This window comes from Xanthomonas arboricola, assembly GCF_002940665.1.
GTDB classification, from domain to species: Bacteria; Pseudomonadota; Gammaproteobacteria; order Xanthomonadales; family Xanthomonadaceae; genus Xanthomonas; species Xanthomonas arboricola_B.
Genome location: NZ_MIGY01000004.1, coordinates 1 through 15,608, shown reverse-complemented (window position 1 = coordinate 15,608; position 15,608 = coordinate 1). Strand labels below are relative to the sequence as shown.

Here is a 15,608-nt window from a genome sequence, read left to right as displayed (position 1 = left end):
TCAACACGGCGCGCCGGCTACAGGATCGGTTGGCAACTGTCCGCAGATCCAAAGTCCCGGCATCCATCCAGCAGGAATCCACCCCTGCGCCCAGACCTGCGCTCGTAATCAATTTCGGAAACAAGGCGTCAGCTTGCAATGACTCAAGAATTCACCTTCAGCATCAAACGTCAGCGGTTTGACGAGGACTATCGTCCCGCGGCCAATACGCGCAACACGACGAACTTTGCCAACCTGGCCAGGGGGCAGCGTCGGCAGGAAAACCTGCGCAACACGCTTGCGATGATCAACAACCGCTGCAACGACCTGGCGCATTGGGATAACCCCACCCGCGACCGCTACGCGGTGGAGCTGGACATCATCTCTGTCGAGATGAACATCGGCGAGAACGAAAGCGGCGATGCATTTCCGCTGATCGAGATATTGAAACCCAGCATCCTCGACAAGACGAGTGGCGCGCGCATCGATGGCATTGCAGGGAACAATTTTTCCTCCTACGTGCGCGACTACGATTTCAGCGTGCTGCTGCCGGCGCACAATCAGGACGCATCCGGCTTCAGCATCCCGAATGATTTCGGCAGCCTGCACGGAAAGCTGTTCAAGCACTTCGTGGACTCGGACGCCTATACGGCGCGTTTTGCCAAGCCGCCGGTCATCTGCATCAGCGTCTCCAGCAGCAGGGTCTATCACCGAACCGGCAACCGGCACCCCGTGCTCGGCATCGAATACCGGCAGGACGAGTTTTCCCTGACCGATCGCTACTTCGAAAAGATGGGCCTGCAGGTGCGCTATTTCATGCCTCCCAACAGTGTCGCCCCGCTGGCTTTTTACTTCTTCGGCGACCTGCTCAACGACTACACCAATCTGGAGCTGATCGGCACCATCAGCACCATGGAGACGTTCCAGAAGATTTACCGCCCGGAAATCTACAACGCCAATTCCGCGGCGGGGGCCGTCTACCAGCCGAGCCTGAAGCATCAGGATTATTCCTCTACCCAGATCGTCTACGACCGGGAAGAGCGCAGCCAGCTCGCGGTGACACAGGGCAAATTCACCGAGGAGCACTTCATCAGGCCCTACGGCAAGATTCTCGCGCAGTGGGTTTCTCACCACGCTGTCTGATCAACAAGAACGCAAGACACCACTCATCATGAAAAAGCTGCTCCCTACCTCCACCGCCGGCAGCCTGCCCAAGCCGTCCTGGCTCGCACAGCCGGAGAAACTCTGGTCGCCCTGGAAGCTGCAGGACGAGGAACTGATCGAAGGCAAGCAGGATGCATTGCGCCTGTCGCTGCAGGAACAGCAGCACGCCGGCATCGATATCGTCAGCGACGGCGAGCAGACCCGCCAGCATTTCGTCACTACCTTCATCGAACACCTCAGCGGCGTGGATTTCGAAAAGCGCGAGACTGTCAGGATCCGCAATCGCTATGACGCCAGCGTCCCCACCGTCGTTGGCCCGGTGAGCCGCCCCAGGCCGGTGTTTGTGGACGATGCCAGGTTCCTGCGCCAGCAGACCCGCCAGCCGATCAAATGGGCGCTGCCCGGCCCCATGACGATGATCGACACCCTCTTTGACGCGCACTACAAAAGCCGCGAAAAGCTGGCGTGGGAATTTGCCGTCATCCTCAACCAGGAAGCCAGGGAGCTTGAAGCGGCCGGCGTGGACATCATCCAGTTCGACGAGCCGGCCTTCAATGTCTTCTTCGACGAGGTCAACGACTGGGGTGTTGCCACCCTCGAGCGTGCGGTCGAAGGGCTCAAGTGCGAGACCGCCGTCCACATCTGCTACGGCTACGGCATCAAGGCCAATACCGACTGGAAGCAGACCCTGGGGTCGGAGTGGCGTCAGTACGAAGAGTCGTTTCCCAAGCTGCAGACATCCACGCTCGACATCATCTCGCTGGAGTGCCACAACTCGCACGTGCCGATCGACCTGATCGAACTGGTACGCGGCAAGAAGGTGATGGTCGGGGCCATCGATGTGGCGAGCAATACGATCGAAACACCGGAAGAAGTGGCCGATACGCTGCGCAAGGCGTTGCGCTTCGTCGATGCCGACAAGCTCTACCCGTCCACCAACTGCGGAATGGCGCCTCTGGCCCGGGATGTTGCAAGAGGCAAGCTCAAGGCCCTCAGCGCAGGCGCAGACATCATTCGCGCAGAACTGGCAGCCCGCTAGCGCGCCGGTGCCGGCGCTGGGTCGGCGGCCAAAGCAACAGGGCCGCGGCTAGCGCCATCCTGCCGACGCAAGCGGCCACCAAGGCTAGCGACGCAACCACCAACAAGCCCCCGCATGCGGGGGCTTGTTGGTCTTCCATCACGGTGCAGGGCTCAGTAATTGACCTGCAACTGCAGCCGCAGCAAGTCGCCTTCCACCACCGGATACGGCGCGGTGGTGACGTCGGTGCGCTTCATCTTCGAATAGGCGAACACCAGTTCCAGCGCATCCATCGGCTGCCACTCGACGCCGGCTTCCACCTCGTCCAGGCGCATGCGCGGTGCATTGGTGTCGAACTTGGAGCCGCCGCGGTAGGTCTGCCACTTCAGGTACGGCAGCAAGGTGCCGTAGCTGCCATCGTGCTTGTACATCGCCTGCACGTAGCCGCCGCTCAGCGAACGGGTGCGGATGCGCCGCTGTGCGACATCCAGCTCCGGGCCGCGGCCCACCGTCCACTCGGCCTGCAGGCCGAACGGCTGCGGGTAATAAATGATGTGCGCGGCCACGCGTTGGTCGGTGTAGCCGTTCGGGTCGGTGATGGCCGGGGTGAAGCTGCGGCCACCGATGTTGACTGCCGCCGCGGTCGGCACGAAGCGGCCGCTGTAGGCATCGGCACCCACTTCCAGGTACTGGCCGTTGGCGAACTTGAACGGGTAGGTGGCGTGCACCACCGCATGCATGCTGTCGTTGCGCTCGGCGCGGTTGGCGCCCTGGCCGTTGTACACGCCGGCACCGATCACGCCGTAGTCGCCCGAGCCCTTCAGGCCCGACTTGACCAGATCCTGGAAGCGGCCCTTGGCCACGGTGGGGCTGTAGTAGAACACCGCACCGATATCGCGTTCGTCGCGCAGGCCAGAGTTGAGCGCGTCGGCGCGGTCCAGGGTGAGACGGTTCTGGCTGGATTGCAGGTTCTCCCAGCCGTACGGCATCTTCGACTGGCCCACGCGCACGCGGTACTCGCGCTTCTTGTCGAAGTAGATGTCGGCATACGCATCGCGCAGCTGCGCGAAGTTGGAGGTGGTCGAACCGGTCGGCGTGCTCGCAAAGTCCGGCTGGAAGTACAGCGACACGTGCTCGTTGAGATCGCCGCTCAGCACCAGGCGCGCACGCCGGATGCCCAGGCTCTGGTCGTTGCCGATAAAGCGGTCGCCGGGTGCGCGCAGATCCTGCGCGTCGCCGCCGATGCCCTGGTTGTAGCGGATCTGCGTGTAGCCGCGCAGGCTCAGCTTGTCGTACCACTTCTTGCCGGCCTCGCTAGCCTTGGCCGGTGCCGCAGCCGGTACCGGTGCAGGTGCGGCCTGGGCGATGGCGGTGTCGGCAGGCGCCGCTGCCGCAGGGGCGGGCGGCAAGGCCGGTGCGGCAGGCATTGCCGACGCCGGCAGCTTGCCGTTCTCGTCCACCTGCACGAACTTGCCCAGCTTGTCGCGGCCTGGGGCCGGCTCGGCGAAGATCTGCTTGGTCTTGCGGTCGACGTACAGCTCCAGCTCGGCGGCCAGCGTGCTGCCGCTGGCGGTCGCGCTGAGGGCGCACAGGACAGTGGCGAGATTGCGTTTTTTCATTGGTCCGGCTCGTGCAAGGGAAACGGGTCGGCGGCAGCGTCAGGCCGGCGCTGCCCGGCGGGCGGCGAACACGGCGCCGGCACGCCCACCAGGCGCCCGGTCGTCCTGACGGTGCGGCAATGCGTGCAGTTATATTTAGATTTGATGTCAGTTTGGTGACATCGGCGGCCCCGCACAGCGCAACGCTGTGTCAGCTGCGTGTCTGGCGCGTGTCAGTTGTGCGACGTGCAGAAGGCGGGCCCAGCGGTGCGCGGCGCGGGCATCAGGCGCGGATGTGACGCTTTGGTTGCTGCCGCCGGCCATCGGACCTGCGGTGCCATGGGCAGATGGTGCCGCCAGGAGCAGCTGCCAACGCAAAGGCCGAAGCGCGTGCTTGGCACGGCCATGGCGTGCTGTCGTCGTCGCCAACGCGTGGGCAAGGGACGATGACTCAGAAACATGGCAAAGGCGGGGTCATGCCCGCCTTTGCCGGGTCACGCACCGCGCGGCGTAGCGCCGGGCCGATGCTGCTGCGGGCTGTCGAGCAGCACCGTGCCAGGGCTCGGCTCGGCTCAGCCGGCCGGTGTCGCCTGCAAGGCCGCCGCCACCGCATCGCGCAGCGCGGTGGTCGGGCGGCCGATCAGCTGGCTCAGCGTGTGGCTGTCGTCGAACAGGCTGCCGCCGCGCGAGGATGCCGAGCACTGCGCCAGCACCTGTGCGAATGCAGCCGGCAGGCCGATCTGCACCAAGGCCGCCGCGTAGTCGGCTTCGGGCAGGTCGTGATAGGCCACCGGCTTGCCCGACTGCTGCGCCACCTCGGCGGCATACTCGGCCATCGTGAAGGCAGTATCGCCGGCAAGTTCGTAGACCTTGCCGGCCTGCGGCGTGTCGGCGGCCAGCACCGCTGCGGCGGCCTCGGCATAGTCGGCACGCGTGGCCGCACTGATCCTGCCCTCGCCGGCGCTGCCGATCACCGCGCCATGCGCCACCTCGGCCGCGATCGAGCCGGTGTAGTTCTCGGTGTACCAGCCATTGCGCAGCAGCACGTGCGGCACGCCGCTCTCGCGCAGCAGCGCCTCGGTAGCCACATGCTCGGGTGCCAGTGCCAGCGTGCTGGTATCGGCATGCAGCACGCTCGTATAGGCCAGTAACTCCACGCCGGCACGCTTGGCGGCTTCGATCACGTTGCGGTGCTGCGGCACGCGTTCGCCCACCGCATTGGACGACACCAGCAGCACCCGGCCCACGCCTGCGAAGGCCTGATCCAGGCTCTGCGGGTCCGCGTAGTCGGCGCGACGCACGGTGATGTCGCGTTTTGCGAACTGTGCGAGTGACGCAGTATCGCGGGCCGTTGCTACGATCCGAGCGGCCGGGACACGCGCCAGCAGTGCTTCGACCACCAATGCGCCCAGCTGCCCGCTGGCGCCGGTGACGAGGATCAGGGGAGAGGTGTGTGCCATGGTGAACTCCAGTAGGTATTGATAAGAGGTGTGGTCTACTATCTAGACTCTTGGTCCGCGCACCTATTGTCAGGGCCGTTCGAACCTCCGCAAGGAGGCAGTTTTCCACCCCCTGGTTACCGTGAGATATCCCAGTGAACGCGATTGCTCTGTTTCCGCCGCCGCCGTCCCTGCAAGGCATGCCGTTCGACGCCACCAAGTGCCCGGTGCGCGACGTGCTCGATCAGATCGGCGACAAATGGACCATGCTGATCCTGCTGACGCTGATCCCCGGCCCCTCCCGCTTCAGCGCCATCCAGCGCGCCGTGCCGGACATCTCCAAGCGCATGCTGACCCAGACCCTGCGCAACCTCGAGCGCAACGGCATGATCACCCGCAAGGTCTACGCGACCAAGCCGCCCAGCGTGGAATATGCCTTGTCCAAGCTCGGCGTGGCGCTGCTCGGCCCGATCTCGCAGCTGCTCAACTGGGCAGGCGAGAACCATGCGGCCATCCGCTCCGCACGCGAACGCTTCGATCATGCCCAGCAGCCGGCGGTTGCGCTGGATGCCGACGAAGCAATGGCGTAAGCGCCGGCCTGCAGCATCGGCAAGCGAGCTGACGGCGCTGACCTGCCAGGTGGGCGCCTCGGCGCGTTGGTTGACCGCCTACGCGCTTGCACTAGGCGCAGCGGGTGGATGGATTCCACGTCTGCCAGGCGTGCTCTGTCGAGGCATCGATACTCGGGCCCGGAAGCGTAGGCGGCTCAGTGGCGGACTCGCCATGCATCGCCGCTGTCGAGGGCACGCCCTGGCACCTGGACCCGACTCCAGAGTGACGACATCACAGCCACCACGGCCTGCCACGAACGCGGCAGACACGCCGTCGATCTGTGAACGCGTACTCACAAAATCCCTCGCCGGATAAACGTCCGCCAGCGCAAGCACGACGCGTGTCGCCTGCAAACCCTTGCGGCGTAACGGGCCTGACGCATGCTATCGCTGCCATCGCTAATTTCAATCGCAAGCCGGCTCAAGCGTATGCACCGGTATCCGATAAGGGGCTCACCTTATCTCGCGAATCCGCTGCGCCATGCCCGTCTTCGGCACCCTGTCCGCCTCAACGCGACGCACCCTGGGCGCTGCCCTGCTCGCGCTGTGGTGCGGCTGGATCGCCGTGGCCTGGACCACGCCCCACGCGCAAGCCAATGACGTCGCCAGTGCATGGGCGCAGGTCCAGGCCAGCCTGCCGGCCGCGCAGCGGGCGCCGATGCTGATCGGCGTCGCAGGTGCCTGCGCCTGCACCGACCCGGCCGCCGATCGCGCCTGGGCCGTGCTCAGCAACGCGGTACGTGCGCGTGGCGGCCAGGTGCGCATGCTCGACACCCCTGCGCTGCGTGGCAGCGGCTATGCCGTGTGGCTGCTCGGCGCCGACGGCCAACCGCGCTACGCCGGCCCCGCAGACGGCGGCGCGGTGTGCGGCACGGCCGGCGCGGCGGATTGGTCGCGCTGGTTACCCGATGTCCTGGCGCGCACCCCGGGTGCCGCGCTGGTGTCCCCTTGTCCCTGTGCCGTGGAGTCGCTGTCATGATGGAACTGCTCGCATCGGCACCGCCGACCTCCACCTACGCCAGCCGCCTGGCGATCAAGGCCGACCGGCTGTTTCTGTGGCTGGCCGTGCTGCAGAGCGTCGGCTCGCTGGGCCTGGCCTGGTACCAGGGTCAATGGACCACGTCTCTGGCGGTCACGCTGCCCAGCCTGTTGCTGATGGCCTGGCAAGTGCAGGCCAACCCCGGCACGCGCCTGACCCGCATCACCAACGCGCTGGTGCTGATGGCCCTGGTCGCGGCCACCATCCAGCAGGCGCATGGCCTGGTGGAAATGCACTTTGGCGTGTTCGTGATCCTGGCGCTGCTGCTGTACTACCGCGACTGGCTGCCGGTGGTGGTCGCCGCAGGCGCCATCGCCGTGCATCACCTGGCGTTCTACTGGCTGCAATCGCGCGGCCTGCCGGTGCAGGCGTTCACCGTCGGCAGCGGCTTCGGCATCGTGGTGCTGCATGCCGGCTACGTGATCGTCGAAACCGCCTTCGTCTGTGTGATGGCCATCCAGCTGCGCCGTCAGGTCGATGCCCTCGACCACGAGGCCGAAGCGCTGGCCGAACTGGCCGACACCCTGGCCACCGGCGCCACCTTGCCGCCGGCCATCCTGCAGCAGCCCTTCCGCAGCGGCTCGCTGGCGCAGGCGCTGGTGCGCATGAGCGTGCAGGTGGAAGAGCGCCTCGCCCAACAGCAGCAGCTGCTGCTGGAAAATCGCCGTATCCGCCTGGCGCTGGATGCATCGGCAATGGCGGTGGCCATCGTCGACGGGCAGGGCGCTGCCATCTATCGCAATCAGTCGTTCCAGCAACTGAGCGCGCAGGTCGATGCGCATGTGCTGCACACCGCACTGGCCGATGCGGTGCAGCTGGGGCATGACGCAGGCAGCAGCAAAACGCGCGCGCTGGCGGCGTTGCAACTGCAGGAAAACATCACCCCGGTCCGCGATGACGACGGCGCCTCGCTGGGCGTGGTGGTGGAGTGGCAGGACCGCACCCAGGACCTGGCGCTGGAGGAGCAACTTGCCACGGTCATTGCGCAGGCTGCGCGTGGCGAGCTCAGTGCCCGTCTGCGGGGAAATGCTAGGAGCGGCACACTCGGCCAGCTGGCCGAGGGCGTCAACCAGTTCCTGGCCATCACCGACGACAGTCTGCAGGACATGCGCCGCATGCTGGCGGCGATGTCACGTGGCGATCTGACCCAGCGCATCGACCGCCACTGCGAAGGCGTGTTCGAGCAGATGAAGCGCAACGCCAACGCCACCGCCGACGAGTTGGCGCGCATCATCACGCAGATTCGTAGCTCCAGCACCGCGATCAATCACGCCGCCGGCCACATCCTGACCCGCAACGATGCATTGGAGCAGCAGGTGCAGCGGCAGTCGGCCACCCTGGGCCGCACCGCCACCCAGATGCAGGCCGTGCTCGGCACCATGCAGGAGCACACCGCGCAGGCGGCCGACGCCGACAAGCTCACTGCCGCCGCTTCCGAGGCCGCACGCAGCGGCGGCGACACCATGCACCAGGCGATGGGCACCATGCAGCAGATGGAACAGGCCTCGCGCCGCATCCAGGACATCGTCTCGGTCATCGACGGCATCGCCTTCCAGACCAATATCCTGGCCCTGAATGCCGCCGTCGAAGCCGCACGCGCCGGCGAAGAAGGCCGCGGCTTTGCCGTGGTCGCCGGCGAAGTGCGCGCGCTGGCATTGCGCTCGTCCACCGCCGCCAGCCAGATCAAGACGCTGATCGGCGAATCGGTCACGCATATGCAGGCCGGCGTGCAGCAGGTGCGCCACGCCGGCGAAGGCATGCAGCACATCGTCGCCACCATCGGCCAGGTCAGCAGCACGCTCAGCAGGATCGCCGTCGCCTCGCAACAGGAAGCCGGCAGCATCGCGCAGGTGCATCACACCCTCGCCGGCGTAGACGCCGACATGCGCGACGGCGTCACCCGCATGCAGGACGCCAGCGCCGCCGCACGCGCCATGGGCGACCATGCCGCGCAGCTAGAGGATGCAGTGAGTGCGTTTGTGGCGGAGGCGCGCGATGGCAGCGCTGATGTAATGCACAGGCTGCGCGTTGCCTGATCGACGCTGGCGTATTAGTTACGCAGCTCCCGCAGCTTGCCAGTGAACCAGGATTGGCTGGATACCGGCGCAGCGTTGCCGCAACGCACCTGATACGGCGTGCCCGACATGCTGCTCTTGGTGGCAGCAAGCTCGATGAAGGATTCGGTAGACGTCACCAGCCCCTTCTTCTGCAAGTAGTCGTACTTGCGCTGCAAGTGTTCACTGGCTTTCGGCGCCGCATACCACGACCCATTACGCGAAAATTCGCAGTTGGATTGCGCAAGGACTTTGAAAAGCTGACCAACCTCACGTGTCGTGGCCGGCGAAACACCCTGCGCCGATGCAGAGGAGCTGAGCAGGAGTGCAATTAGAAAAAATTTAGCGTTCATCAGCCGAATCTTAGCGCAACAGGCCACCATCTCAGCAGGCACGCCGATCGGTCGCAGTGACAACAATCGACCTTCTAGCCATCGCTCAGTCCACTGACGCTAAACAGGCTCAGGGACGTAGCGCAACAGCGTCGAACCCTCGAAGTAATTCCCGTAGTACTCGCTCGCCCTCAGCCCCGGGTTCGCCTCAAAATCGATGTAAGGCTCGGAACAATGGGGGCAGCGAAAAGGATTGAGGTAGGCGTAGCGGGACCCATCCGGTGCCAACGGTAATGCGTCTTCCAGCACATCAAGCGCTTCGGCATCCGGCTCGGACAGCGCTGCAGGGCTGCCAGGCAGATGGCTATCGACGGTGATGGTGTACTTGCCGGACCCCGAGTAGAAGTATCCCGCGTTGCTAAAACCCGCGTGATAGGAGCGGATCAGGAACGAACGTTTGCAGTGGTCGCATTCACAAGAAAGCAGCACGTTGCCGCCGGTGACTAATCCGCTGAAGTGCAGACCCCTTGCAAAAAGCCCCTTGCCTGCAAGTGCGGAACTGCTGACGCTGGCGCCCGGCAGGAAGAACGGCTGAAACCTGATCCCGGATGCTTGGCCATTCGCAAACGCGTCTGGATCGAGCTGCTCGGTCTTCGAAATGACACAGTCTGCCTGGCACCCGAGGTTGGGATGCACACGAACGGAAAAGTGGAACCACCCCGTCGCAGCACCAAGTTCATGCCGATGCACCTCTCCCGCCGAGTCGGCAAACTCCAGGACGCTATTGGCCTTCAACCACGCGGCTGGCTTGATCTCACACGGGACATCGCTCTGGCTAACGCGACACAACTCTCGCCCATCGGCTCGAACGATCAGTAACGGGGCGGCTTTCTTCTTGAAGATGGAGAACATGCTTTCCTTGGCGGTAATGCGTGAGTGGCAGATTGGAGCGCTGAGCGATTGGATACATTTTAAGGCTTTAGCTTCGCTTGCGGCGCGTCAAGGACCATCCCCATGAAAAGAGCAAGCAGACGCCAAAGAGCGTAAACAAAAAAGTGGCAAGCCCGGCCCAGGATGTGCCGAACAGCCAAAGGTCAGAATGACACGCGACCGGATCTCTTGCGATGGAGGCAGAAGTGGCGCAGGACGAGAGCATTCTGGTGTGATGCCACCAAGTAAGGGTGCCTGAAACACCGAAGAAGAGGAGTAGTACAGCGAATAGCCGAAGAGCGCGATCCGCCACTGATGTCTTTGATGATTTCGGATGGGTGGGCATGTGCAAAGCGGCCTAATACTTGAATTAAGCCGATTCGCGAGGCAGGTTCGGCTTGAATGAATTGTTAGGCGGCACCCCTACTTGCCCCAGCGCCAGCTCGGCGGCTCACCCTTGATCCAACACACGGCCACAAGGAGCAGAACGACGGTCCACGTGTAGATTTGGAAAGCGAGCGGGCGACCGACTGGTGAAAAGATGAAGGCGCCGGCAGCAATGAAGGCGGCTGCAAGGCCATAGGCAAGCCATCCTTGCCAAGCAGTGGGAAGACCCCAACCCCATCCATAAGTCTTGGCAGGAAACCAATAGTCCTTATTTTTTGCCATGAAAATCTTCTGTGCTGCCTAAAACTTTAATTAAACCGCGCGGCGAAGCGGGTTCGACTTGAATGGATTGCCAGGCATCCCCACTAGTCACTGCTCCCGGCGCCGCCAGTGTCACCACCGTCGCAACTAAAGGACCCAATGTCTTGGCCGTCCGATGCGCCACCATCGGATGATGGATAGAGCGGGTCAATTGTACTGGACGATGTGGGGCCAAATGTCTGAGAAGAAGCGAACGCCGCACAAACGACCGCGCCAATGACTGGAACAAGCCAGATGAGGGCAAGTTGCAGTACGCGTTGTGATGGCGAGAGCACCGAAACGCGAAGTACTGCAACCGATGCAACGATATTGCCAAGAGCAAGCATCGCACCCAATAGAAGTATCAACTCCATCGAAACCTCCAAGCCGCCTGGCTATCATTGGGCCGCCTAAGCGCGGCGTAACACGATCCTCGCCGAGGCGTTGACGGCCGTCAATCACTGCAAGCCTGTGAATTGCACGGCCTTCGCAGCAGTGCGGCGGCCCATGGCCATGTGCCATGCCGCATCTTTGCAGGGACATCGCGTTACGTTCGACGACGTGCGGCGTAACGAAGCAAGCCGCTGAGATTTCAAGATGCCGTCATGCGAAAGCAAGTGACCCATTAGTAGGTCCAAACCAACCTAACCGCCATCTTCGGCGTGCAGATACGACCTGCCCGGCCTTTGCTCCACCCGCTGCTCAAACATCTCGCGCACGGCATGGGCGGCATCGAAGATGGCTTGTCCCAACGTTGGCAGCGTCTGCACCTCCAGGCACTCCGGTTTGCTCATGGCGATCACGTCGCCATGAGCGATGAGGCTGCGTAGCAGGCGGTCGAGCTGGTCGCGTTGGTCCAGCGTGAGATGCAAGACGACGGCTGGGTGGTCCATCTGTGTCCTCCTCGGCGCGGTGAGCGGGAGCGCGCACGGTGTACGACATGCGCGTTGCACTCGATGCGGGCACGCACGTGCATGCTGCGCGTGCGCGGCACACCGGCTCAGTCGGCGGGTGCTAGGCTGACGACCAGCTCGCCATCGCGCATGCGGATGTGCAGCTTGCTGCCGATGGCAAAGCCCAGTTGTTCCAGCCAGCGGCCGCGTAGGCGTAGCGTGGGGATGCGTTGGTCGCTGGCGGGGTAGTAGCCGTAGCCGACGGTGCAGCGTTGCGGGGCACGCGGGTGGCCTTGGCGGCGCGGCTTGCTGGGATCGTGGCGGGGCTCGGGGATAGGGGTGCGCTCCAGGTAGCGCCGCGGCGTGATCGAGGGGTCGAGCGAGTGCCAGCCGATCTCGGTGGGCGGTGGCACCGTGGCGCGCTTGCGCGCTGAGGTGGGGCGGGACATGGATCGACGCATGGCAAGCCCTCCTTGACGAACAGGCCCCGCCGCCGGGTGGCGACGGGATGTCGGGAGGTTAGAAACCGCGAACAGTCGGCGGGCGTATTTCCCCGGAGGGTGTTGTATTAGCCGCCCTCCCGACGCAGGCATCGCGTCGGTTGCCCCCCGCAAGAAGCTGCAGGCACAAAAAACCCACCGGTTTGACGGAGGTGGGTACCGCTGTTCGAGGAGTTTCTACGCTCCTTGCCGAGGAGACTGCTACGCGCTGCGTGACATGTCAACCGGTTGATGCTGGCGCTCTGGATAGCGTTGATAGAAGATCTGCACGTTGGCGCTTTACTCGACCAAGTCAGAGCTGGGCATTGGACAAGAGCGGGTCGGCCAATGCGCATTCGCTGCACTCCGACGAAGGATCTTCCAGCTGCACAGACGGTGTTCCTGGATTTGTCCAAGATCCAGTAGCTGCTTCGTGGGTGCCGGACGGCTGATGATAGGTCTTTGGTTTGCAGTCACTGCGACTCAGGCCGTACCGCAATCGCACGTCAGATTTCCCCTGTGAACCGCCCCGGGAATCCCGGAGGCTCCATTACTTGAGAAGATGGAGCCATGAGCAGAGCAAGCAAGTTCTCCCCGGAGATCCGGGAACGGTCGGTGAAGATGGTCCAGGAGCACCAGGGCGAGTACGACTCGCAATGGGCGGCGATGGTATCGGTGTCGGCCAAGGTGGGCTGCACAGCCGAGACGCTACGGGGTTGGGTGAGGCAGCACGAGCGCGACGTTGGCAAGCGCGAGGGGATGACGAGCACCGAGAAAGAGCGCATCAAGGCGCTTGAGCGCGAGGTTCGCGAGTTGCGTCAGGTCAACGAGATCCTACGCAAGGCGTCGGCCTATTTTGCGCAGGCGGAGCTCGACCGCCCCTTCAAGCGATGAAGCAGTCCATCGATTAGCAGCGTGATGTCCATGGGGTCGAGCCGATCTGCAGAGTGCTGCTGATCTCCCCATCGACCTACCACGTGCACGCGGTCAGGAGGGCCGATCCGCAGTTGCGCTGTGCACGCGCGAAGACCGACGAGGCGTTGGCGGCGCAAGTCCAGCGCGTGTGGGACGACAACTTCAAGGTCTACGGTGTGCGCAAGGTCTGGCGGCAACTGCGACGTGAACAGTTCGAAGTGGCGCGCTGCACTGTGCAGCGCTTGATGAAGCGGCAAGGCTTGCGCGGCGTCATGCGAGGCAAGACCGTGCGTACGACGGTGAGCGACCCGAAGGCACCGTGCCTGCTGGATCATGTGAAACGGCGATTTAAGGCCGATCGGCCTAACGCTCTGTGGGTCAGCGATTTCACCTACGTCTCGAAGTGGCAAGGATGGGTCTATGTCGCCTTCGTCATCGACGTCTTCGCCCGTCGCATCGTGGGCTGGAAAGCGTCGTCCTCGATGCAGACGGACTTCGTGCTCGACGCGCTCGAGCAGGCGCTCTACGCGCGCAAGCCGGTCGGCCCGGATCGCCTGATCCATCACAGCGACCGAGGCGTTCAGTACGTGTCGATCCGCTACACAGAGCGGCTCGTGGAGGCCGGCCTGGAGCCCTCGGTAGGCAGCGTAGGGAACTCCTACGACAACGCGCTGGCCGAGACCATCAACGGCCTTTACAAGGCCAAGGTGATCCATCGCACGTCGTCCTGGCGCACGCGCGAGGAGGTCGAGTGCGCCACGCTCAACTGGGTCGACTGGTTCAACAACCGTCGATTGCTGGAGCCAATCGGGAATATCCCACCGGCCGAGGCTGAGGCCCACTACTATTCCCACTCCCATGAGTCCGCCATGTCGGCGTGACTCAAACAAGGGGGCTCCGGGATTCCCGGGGCGGTTCACTTGTGACAAAGATCAAAGATTTAAAAAAAAAGCGGGCGTTTTGAGTGGTAGGATTGACGCAAAGAGGCAGGGGGTGATAGATATATCTCCAACAGTGATAGATCCTGTGTCGAGCGCGCAAAGGAAATGTGCCCCTTCAACTGCTCATATATTTGGCTAACTTTGAGGCGCCCATGAAGTGGACGCTAGATAAGTGCCGAAAATAGCTTGGTGACCGCCACCAAAGAGTCAAGCGCGCCGCGCTTGGTGCTATCCGGAAAGGGATGGCAATTGAGTGCCTTTGGGCACATTTAGCACGACAAACCAAGGAGTTAATCATGAATGCTCTTGAAAAAAAAGCAAATCGTGAAATCCAGGCGTTTCGTTCTAAGCAGGATGCTTCAAGCTTCTCCGTCTCGGACTTCAAGCCTGAGACCGCTACAATCAATGAGGATTCGATCAAGGTCTCCTGCTACGGCTTGGAGCGCTATTTGAATCCGTCGAGTGCTACTTTCTACGGTTGATTTATCGGACGGCAGGCTAACGCCTGCCGTCTTTGCGTTAATCGGAAGGAGCTGATTAAGATGGAGAAGATATTATTTCATAGTGCCCATGGCGACTTTTATTTGGAGTTTGAGACTAGCGATTCTGTGGACTCGATCTGCAAGAGGTTTGGGTTGCCGATAAGCCAGGTGAGCACATATGTAAAAGTTGCGCATGACGACGAATATCAACTGTTTGTTGATCCTTTTTCCCCGTTATCAAGCTATGGCAGTGCTGCGGAATTCATGATTGTTCCCAATCGGAACATCGACTACAGAGCAATGCTGGGTCGCCGATCAATGCCCACTCCCCGCGCCGGCGCATCCACGTGGATGCAGGTGGAAGCGGTTGACGGAGTGGGTAAAGCAGAGGTCAAGGGCGTTTTCCTTACTCCAGAGGAATGTGTTTCGATCGTTGACGCAAACGTAAAGCAAGCGCTTTTGGATTGCGGCATCCAGCCCGACGAAATCCTGATTGTAGGAGTAAGCGGTGGGGGAGATAGCAACGCCCTTCTTGGTGCCTTGGTTAGGTCTGAAGTTGTGCCTGTCGAAAACATCCGTCCGGTGATGATGCTTGGCATACCTGATTGGGACAGGGGCAAAGAGAGGGCTCAAGCCATCTGCGGAGCACATGGCTTGGACATCAGATTTTTCACACCTCAAGAGACAGCGTCCGCGATCGGATTTCGTGATTCTGAAAAAGACTGGGTCACTGCATTCGAGAAAACCTTCCCGGGAGACGACCTTGAGGTGCTAGGGGTTTACGGAGTCAGAAAGGTCTTGGAGGCCGCTGCTTTGGAGATTGGGGCGACTAAAATTCTCATTGGCGCTAATTTAGAAGATTGTCTTTCCAGTGCTCTCTATTACGCATGCAATGGAAAAAGTGCATTCCCAGCGCCCGTTGCGAAAATCGGGGAGGTGGAAGTTGTTCATCCATTGTGGCTGACGCCTAACAGGCTGCTGAAATACCAGTCGCGACGAAGCAATCATCGGCCAACGTGTGAGCCAGCAACTGCGATGCTGATCGCT

At 62.5% G+C, this 15,608-nt stretch carries 14 protein-coding genes, 1 pseudogene and 1 other annotated feature; of the genes and pseudogenes, 8 read left to right on the top strand and 7 right to left on the bottom strand.

What is annotated here, in order from left to right:
* The first annotated feature begins 138 nt into the window (after positions 1–138).
* Positions 139–1,122, top strand: a complete 984-nt coding sequence (locus XarjCFBP7645_RS19900) for a DUF1852 domain-containing protein (RefSeq protein ID WP_104538887.1) — start codon at positions 139–141, stop codon at positions 1,120–1,122.
* A 28-nt stretch (positions 1,123–1,150) separates the two neighbouring features.
* Complete coding sequence (locus tag XarjCFBP7645_RS19895) at positions 1,151–2,182, top strand: methionine synthase (protein WP_104538886.1); 1,032 nt, start codon at positions 1,151–1,153, stop codon at positions 2,180–2,182.
* A gap of 152 nt (positions 2,183–2,334) precedes the next feature.
* Here the strand turns inward: XarjCFBP7645_RS19895 and XarjCFBP7645_RS19890 are convergent, their stop codons facing one another.
* Together XarjCFBP7645_RS19890 and XarjCFBP7645_RS19885 are read right to left on the bottom strand one after the other, a co-directional pair.
* On the bottom strand, positions 2,335–3,780 hold the full coding sequence (locus tag XarjCFBP7645_RS19890) for an OprO/OprP family phosphate-selective porin (RefSeq protein WP_104538885.1): 1,446 nt from the start codon (positions 3,778–3,780) through the stop codon (positions 2,335–2,337).
* A 551-nt stretch (positions 3,781–4,331) separates the two neighbouring features.
* On the bottom strand, positions 4,332–5,219 hold the full coding sequence (locus XarjCFBP7645_RS19885; RefSeq protein ID WP_104538884.1) for an SDR family oxidoreductase: 888 nt from the start codon (positions 5,217–5,219) through the stop codon (positions 4,332–4,334).
* Between the two features lie 134 nt (positions 5,220–5,353).
* Here XarjCFBP7645_RS19885 and XarjCFBP7645_RS19880 point away from each other — a divergent pair, with 134 nt between their 5' ends.
* The 3 genes from XarjCFBP7645_RS19880 (at position 5,354) to XarjCFBP7645_RS19870 (ending at position 8,884) form a co-directional block, all read left to right on the top strand.
* Positions 5,354–5,788 (top strand): winged helix-turn-helix transcriptional regulator, encoded by a 435-nt coding sequence (locus tag XarjCFBP7645_RS19880; protein ID WP_039513244.1) that lies wholly within the window; start codon positions 5,354–5,356, stop codon positions 5,786–5,788.
* Positions 5,789–6,290: 502 nt separating this feature from the next.
* Positions 6,291–6,788 carry a hypothetical protein gene (locus XarjCFBP7645_RS19875; RefSeq protein ID WP_047126286.1) on the top strand — a complete coding sequence of 166 codons (498 nt, stop codon included), beginning with the start codon at positions 6,291–6,293 and terminating at the stop codon, positions 6,786–6,788.
* Positions 6,785–8,884, top strand: a complete 2,100-nt coding sequence (locus XarjCFBP7645_RS19870) for a methyl-accepting chemotaxis protein (RefSeq protein WP_258079594.1) — start codon at positions 6,785–6,787, stop codon at positions 8,882–8,884. Before XarjCFBP7645_RS19875 ends, XarjCFBP7645_RS19870 begins: the two co-directional genes overlap by 4 nt.
* Before the next feature lie 14 nt (positions 8,885–8,898).
* Here the strand turns inward: XarjCFBP7645_RS19870 and XarjCFBP7645_RS19865 are convergent, their stop codons facing one another.
* From XarjCFBP7645_RS19865 to XarjCFBP7645_RS19845, 5 genes are all read right to left on the bottom strand, one after another.
* Complete coding sequence (locus tag XarjCFBP7645_RS19865; RefSeq protein WP_047126284.1) at positions 8,899–9,255, bottom strand: DUF5329 domain-containing protein; 357 nt, start codon at positions 9,253–9,255, stop codon at positions 8,899–8,901.
* Between the two features lie 99 nt (positions 9,256–9,354).
* The gene (locus XarjCFBP7645_RS19860) at positions 9,355–10,146 is read right to left on the bottom strand and encodes a hypothetical protein (RefSeq protein ID WP_047126283.1); all 792 of its coding nucleotides are present in this window, start codon (positions 10,144–10,146) and stop codon (positions 9,355–9,357) included.
* A gap of 673 nt (positions 10,147–10,819) precedes the next feature.
* A complete protein-coding gene (locus tag XarjCFBP7645_RS21520) occupies positions 10,820–11,023 on the bottom strand; it encodes a hypothetical protein (protein WP_146096399.1) in 204 nt (67 codons plus the stop codon).
* Positions 11,024–11,495: 472 nt separating this feature from the next.
* Positions 11,496–11,744, bottom strand: a complete 249-nt coding sequence (locus XarjCFBP7645_RS19850) for a hypothetical protein (protein WP_047126282.1) — start codon at positions 11,742–11,744, stop codon at positions 11,496–11,498.
* A gap of 107 nt (positions 11,745–11,851) precedes the next feature.
* Positions 11,852–12,193: a SymE family type I addiction module toxin gene (locus XarjCFBP7645_RS19845; RefSeq protein WP_080959954.1), complete on the bottom strand. Its 342-nt coding sequence runs from the start codon at positions 12,191–12,193 to the stop codon at positions 11,852–11,854.
* 600 nt (positions 12,194–12,793) lie between these two features.
* Between XarjCFBP7645_RS19845 and XarjCFBP7645_RS19835 the strand changes: the two are divergent.
* From XarjCFBP7645_RS19835 to XarjCFBP7645_RS19830, 3 genes and pseudogenes are all read left to right on the top strand, one after another.
* A pseudogene (locus XarjCFBP7645_RS19835) lies at positions 12,794–14,019 on the top strand (IS3 family transposase).
* Positions 13,072–13,188, top strand: a sequence feature (AL1L pseudoknot). It overlaps the preceding pseudogene by 117 nt.
* Before the next feature lie 356 nt (positions 14,020–14,375).
* The gene (locus XarjCFBP7645_RS21515) at positions 14,376–14,561 is read left to right on the top strand and encodes a hypothetical protein (RefSeq protein ID WP_141696414.1); all 186 of its coding nucleotides are present in this window, start codon (positions 14,376–14,378) and stop codon (positions 14,559–14,561) included.
* Between the two features lie 60 nt (positions 14,562–14,621).
* On the top strand, positions 14,622–15,608 hold a 987-nt coding region (locus XarjCFBP7645_RS19830), incomplete at its 3' end, for a hypothetical protein (RefSeq protein ID WP_104538883.1).

Excerpts from the sequence above, each read along its gene's own strand:
- XarjCFBP7645_RS19860 (WP_047126283.1), bottom strand. The coding sequence starts at position 10,146 with ATGTTCTCCATCTTCAAGAAGAAAGCCGCCCCGTTACTGATCGTTCGA.
- XarjCFBP7645_RS19875 (WP_047126286.1), top strand. The coding sequence starts at position 6,291 with ATGCCCGTCTTCGGCACCCTGTCCGCCTCAACGCGACGCACCCTGGGC.
- XarjCFBP7645_RS19895 (WP_104538886.1), top strand. The coding sequence starts at position 1,151 with ATGAAAAAGCTGCTCCCTACCTCCACCGCCGGCAGCCTGCCCAAGCCG.
- XarjCFBP7645_RS19885 (WP_104538884.1), bottom strand. The coding sequence starts at position 5,219 with ATGGCACACACCTCTCCCCTGATCCTCGTCACCGGCGCCAGCGGGCAG.
- XarjCFBP7645_RS19870 (WP_258079594.1), top strand. The coding sequence starts at position 6,785 with ATGATGGAACTGCTCGCATCGGCACCGCCGACCTCCACCTACGCCAGC.
- XarjCFBP7645_RS19850 (WP_047126282.1), bottom strand. The coding sequence starts at position 11,744 with ATGGACCACCCAGCCGTCGTCTTGCATCTCACGCTGGACCAACGCGAC.
- XarjCFBP7645_RS21515 (WP_141696414.1), top strand. The coding sequence starts at position 14,376 with ATGAATGCTCTTGAAAAAAAAGCAAATCGTGAAATCCAGGCGTTTCGT.
- XarjCFBP7645_RS19865 (WP_047126284.1), bottom strand. The coding sequence starts at position 9,255 with ATGAACGCTAAATTTTTTCTAATTGCACTCCTGCTCAGCTCCTCTGCA.
- XarjCFBP7645_RS19900 (WP_104538887.1), top strand. The coding sequence starts at position 139 with ATGACTCAAGAATTCACCTTCAGCATCAAACGTCAGCGGTTTGACGAG.
- XarjCFBP7645_RS19845 (WP_080959954.1), bottom strand. The coding sequence starts at position 12,193 with ATGTCCCGCCCCACCTCAGCGCGCAAGCGCGCCACGGTGCCACCGCCC.
- XarjCFBP7645_RS19890 (WP_104538885.1), bottom strand. The coding sequence starts at position 3,780 with ATGAAAAAACGCAATCTCGCCACTGTCCTGTGCGCCCTCAGCGCGACC.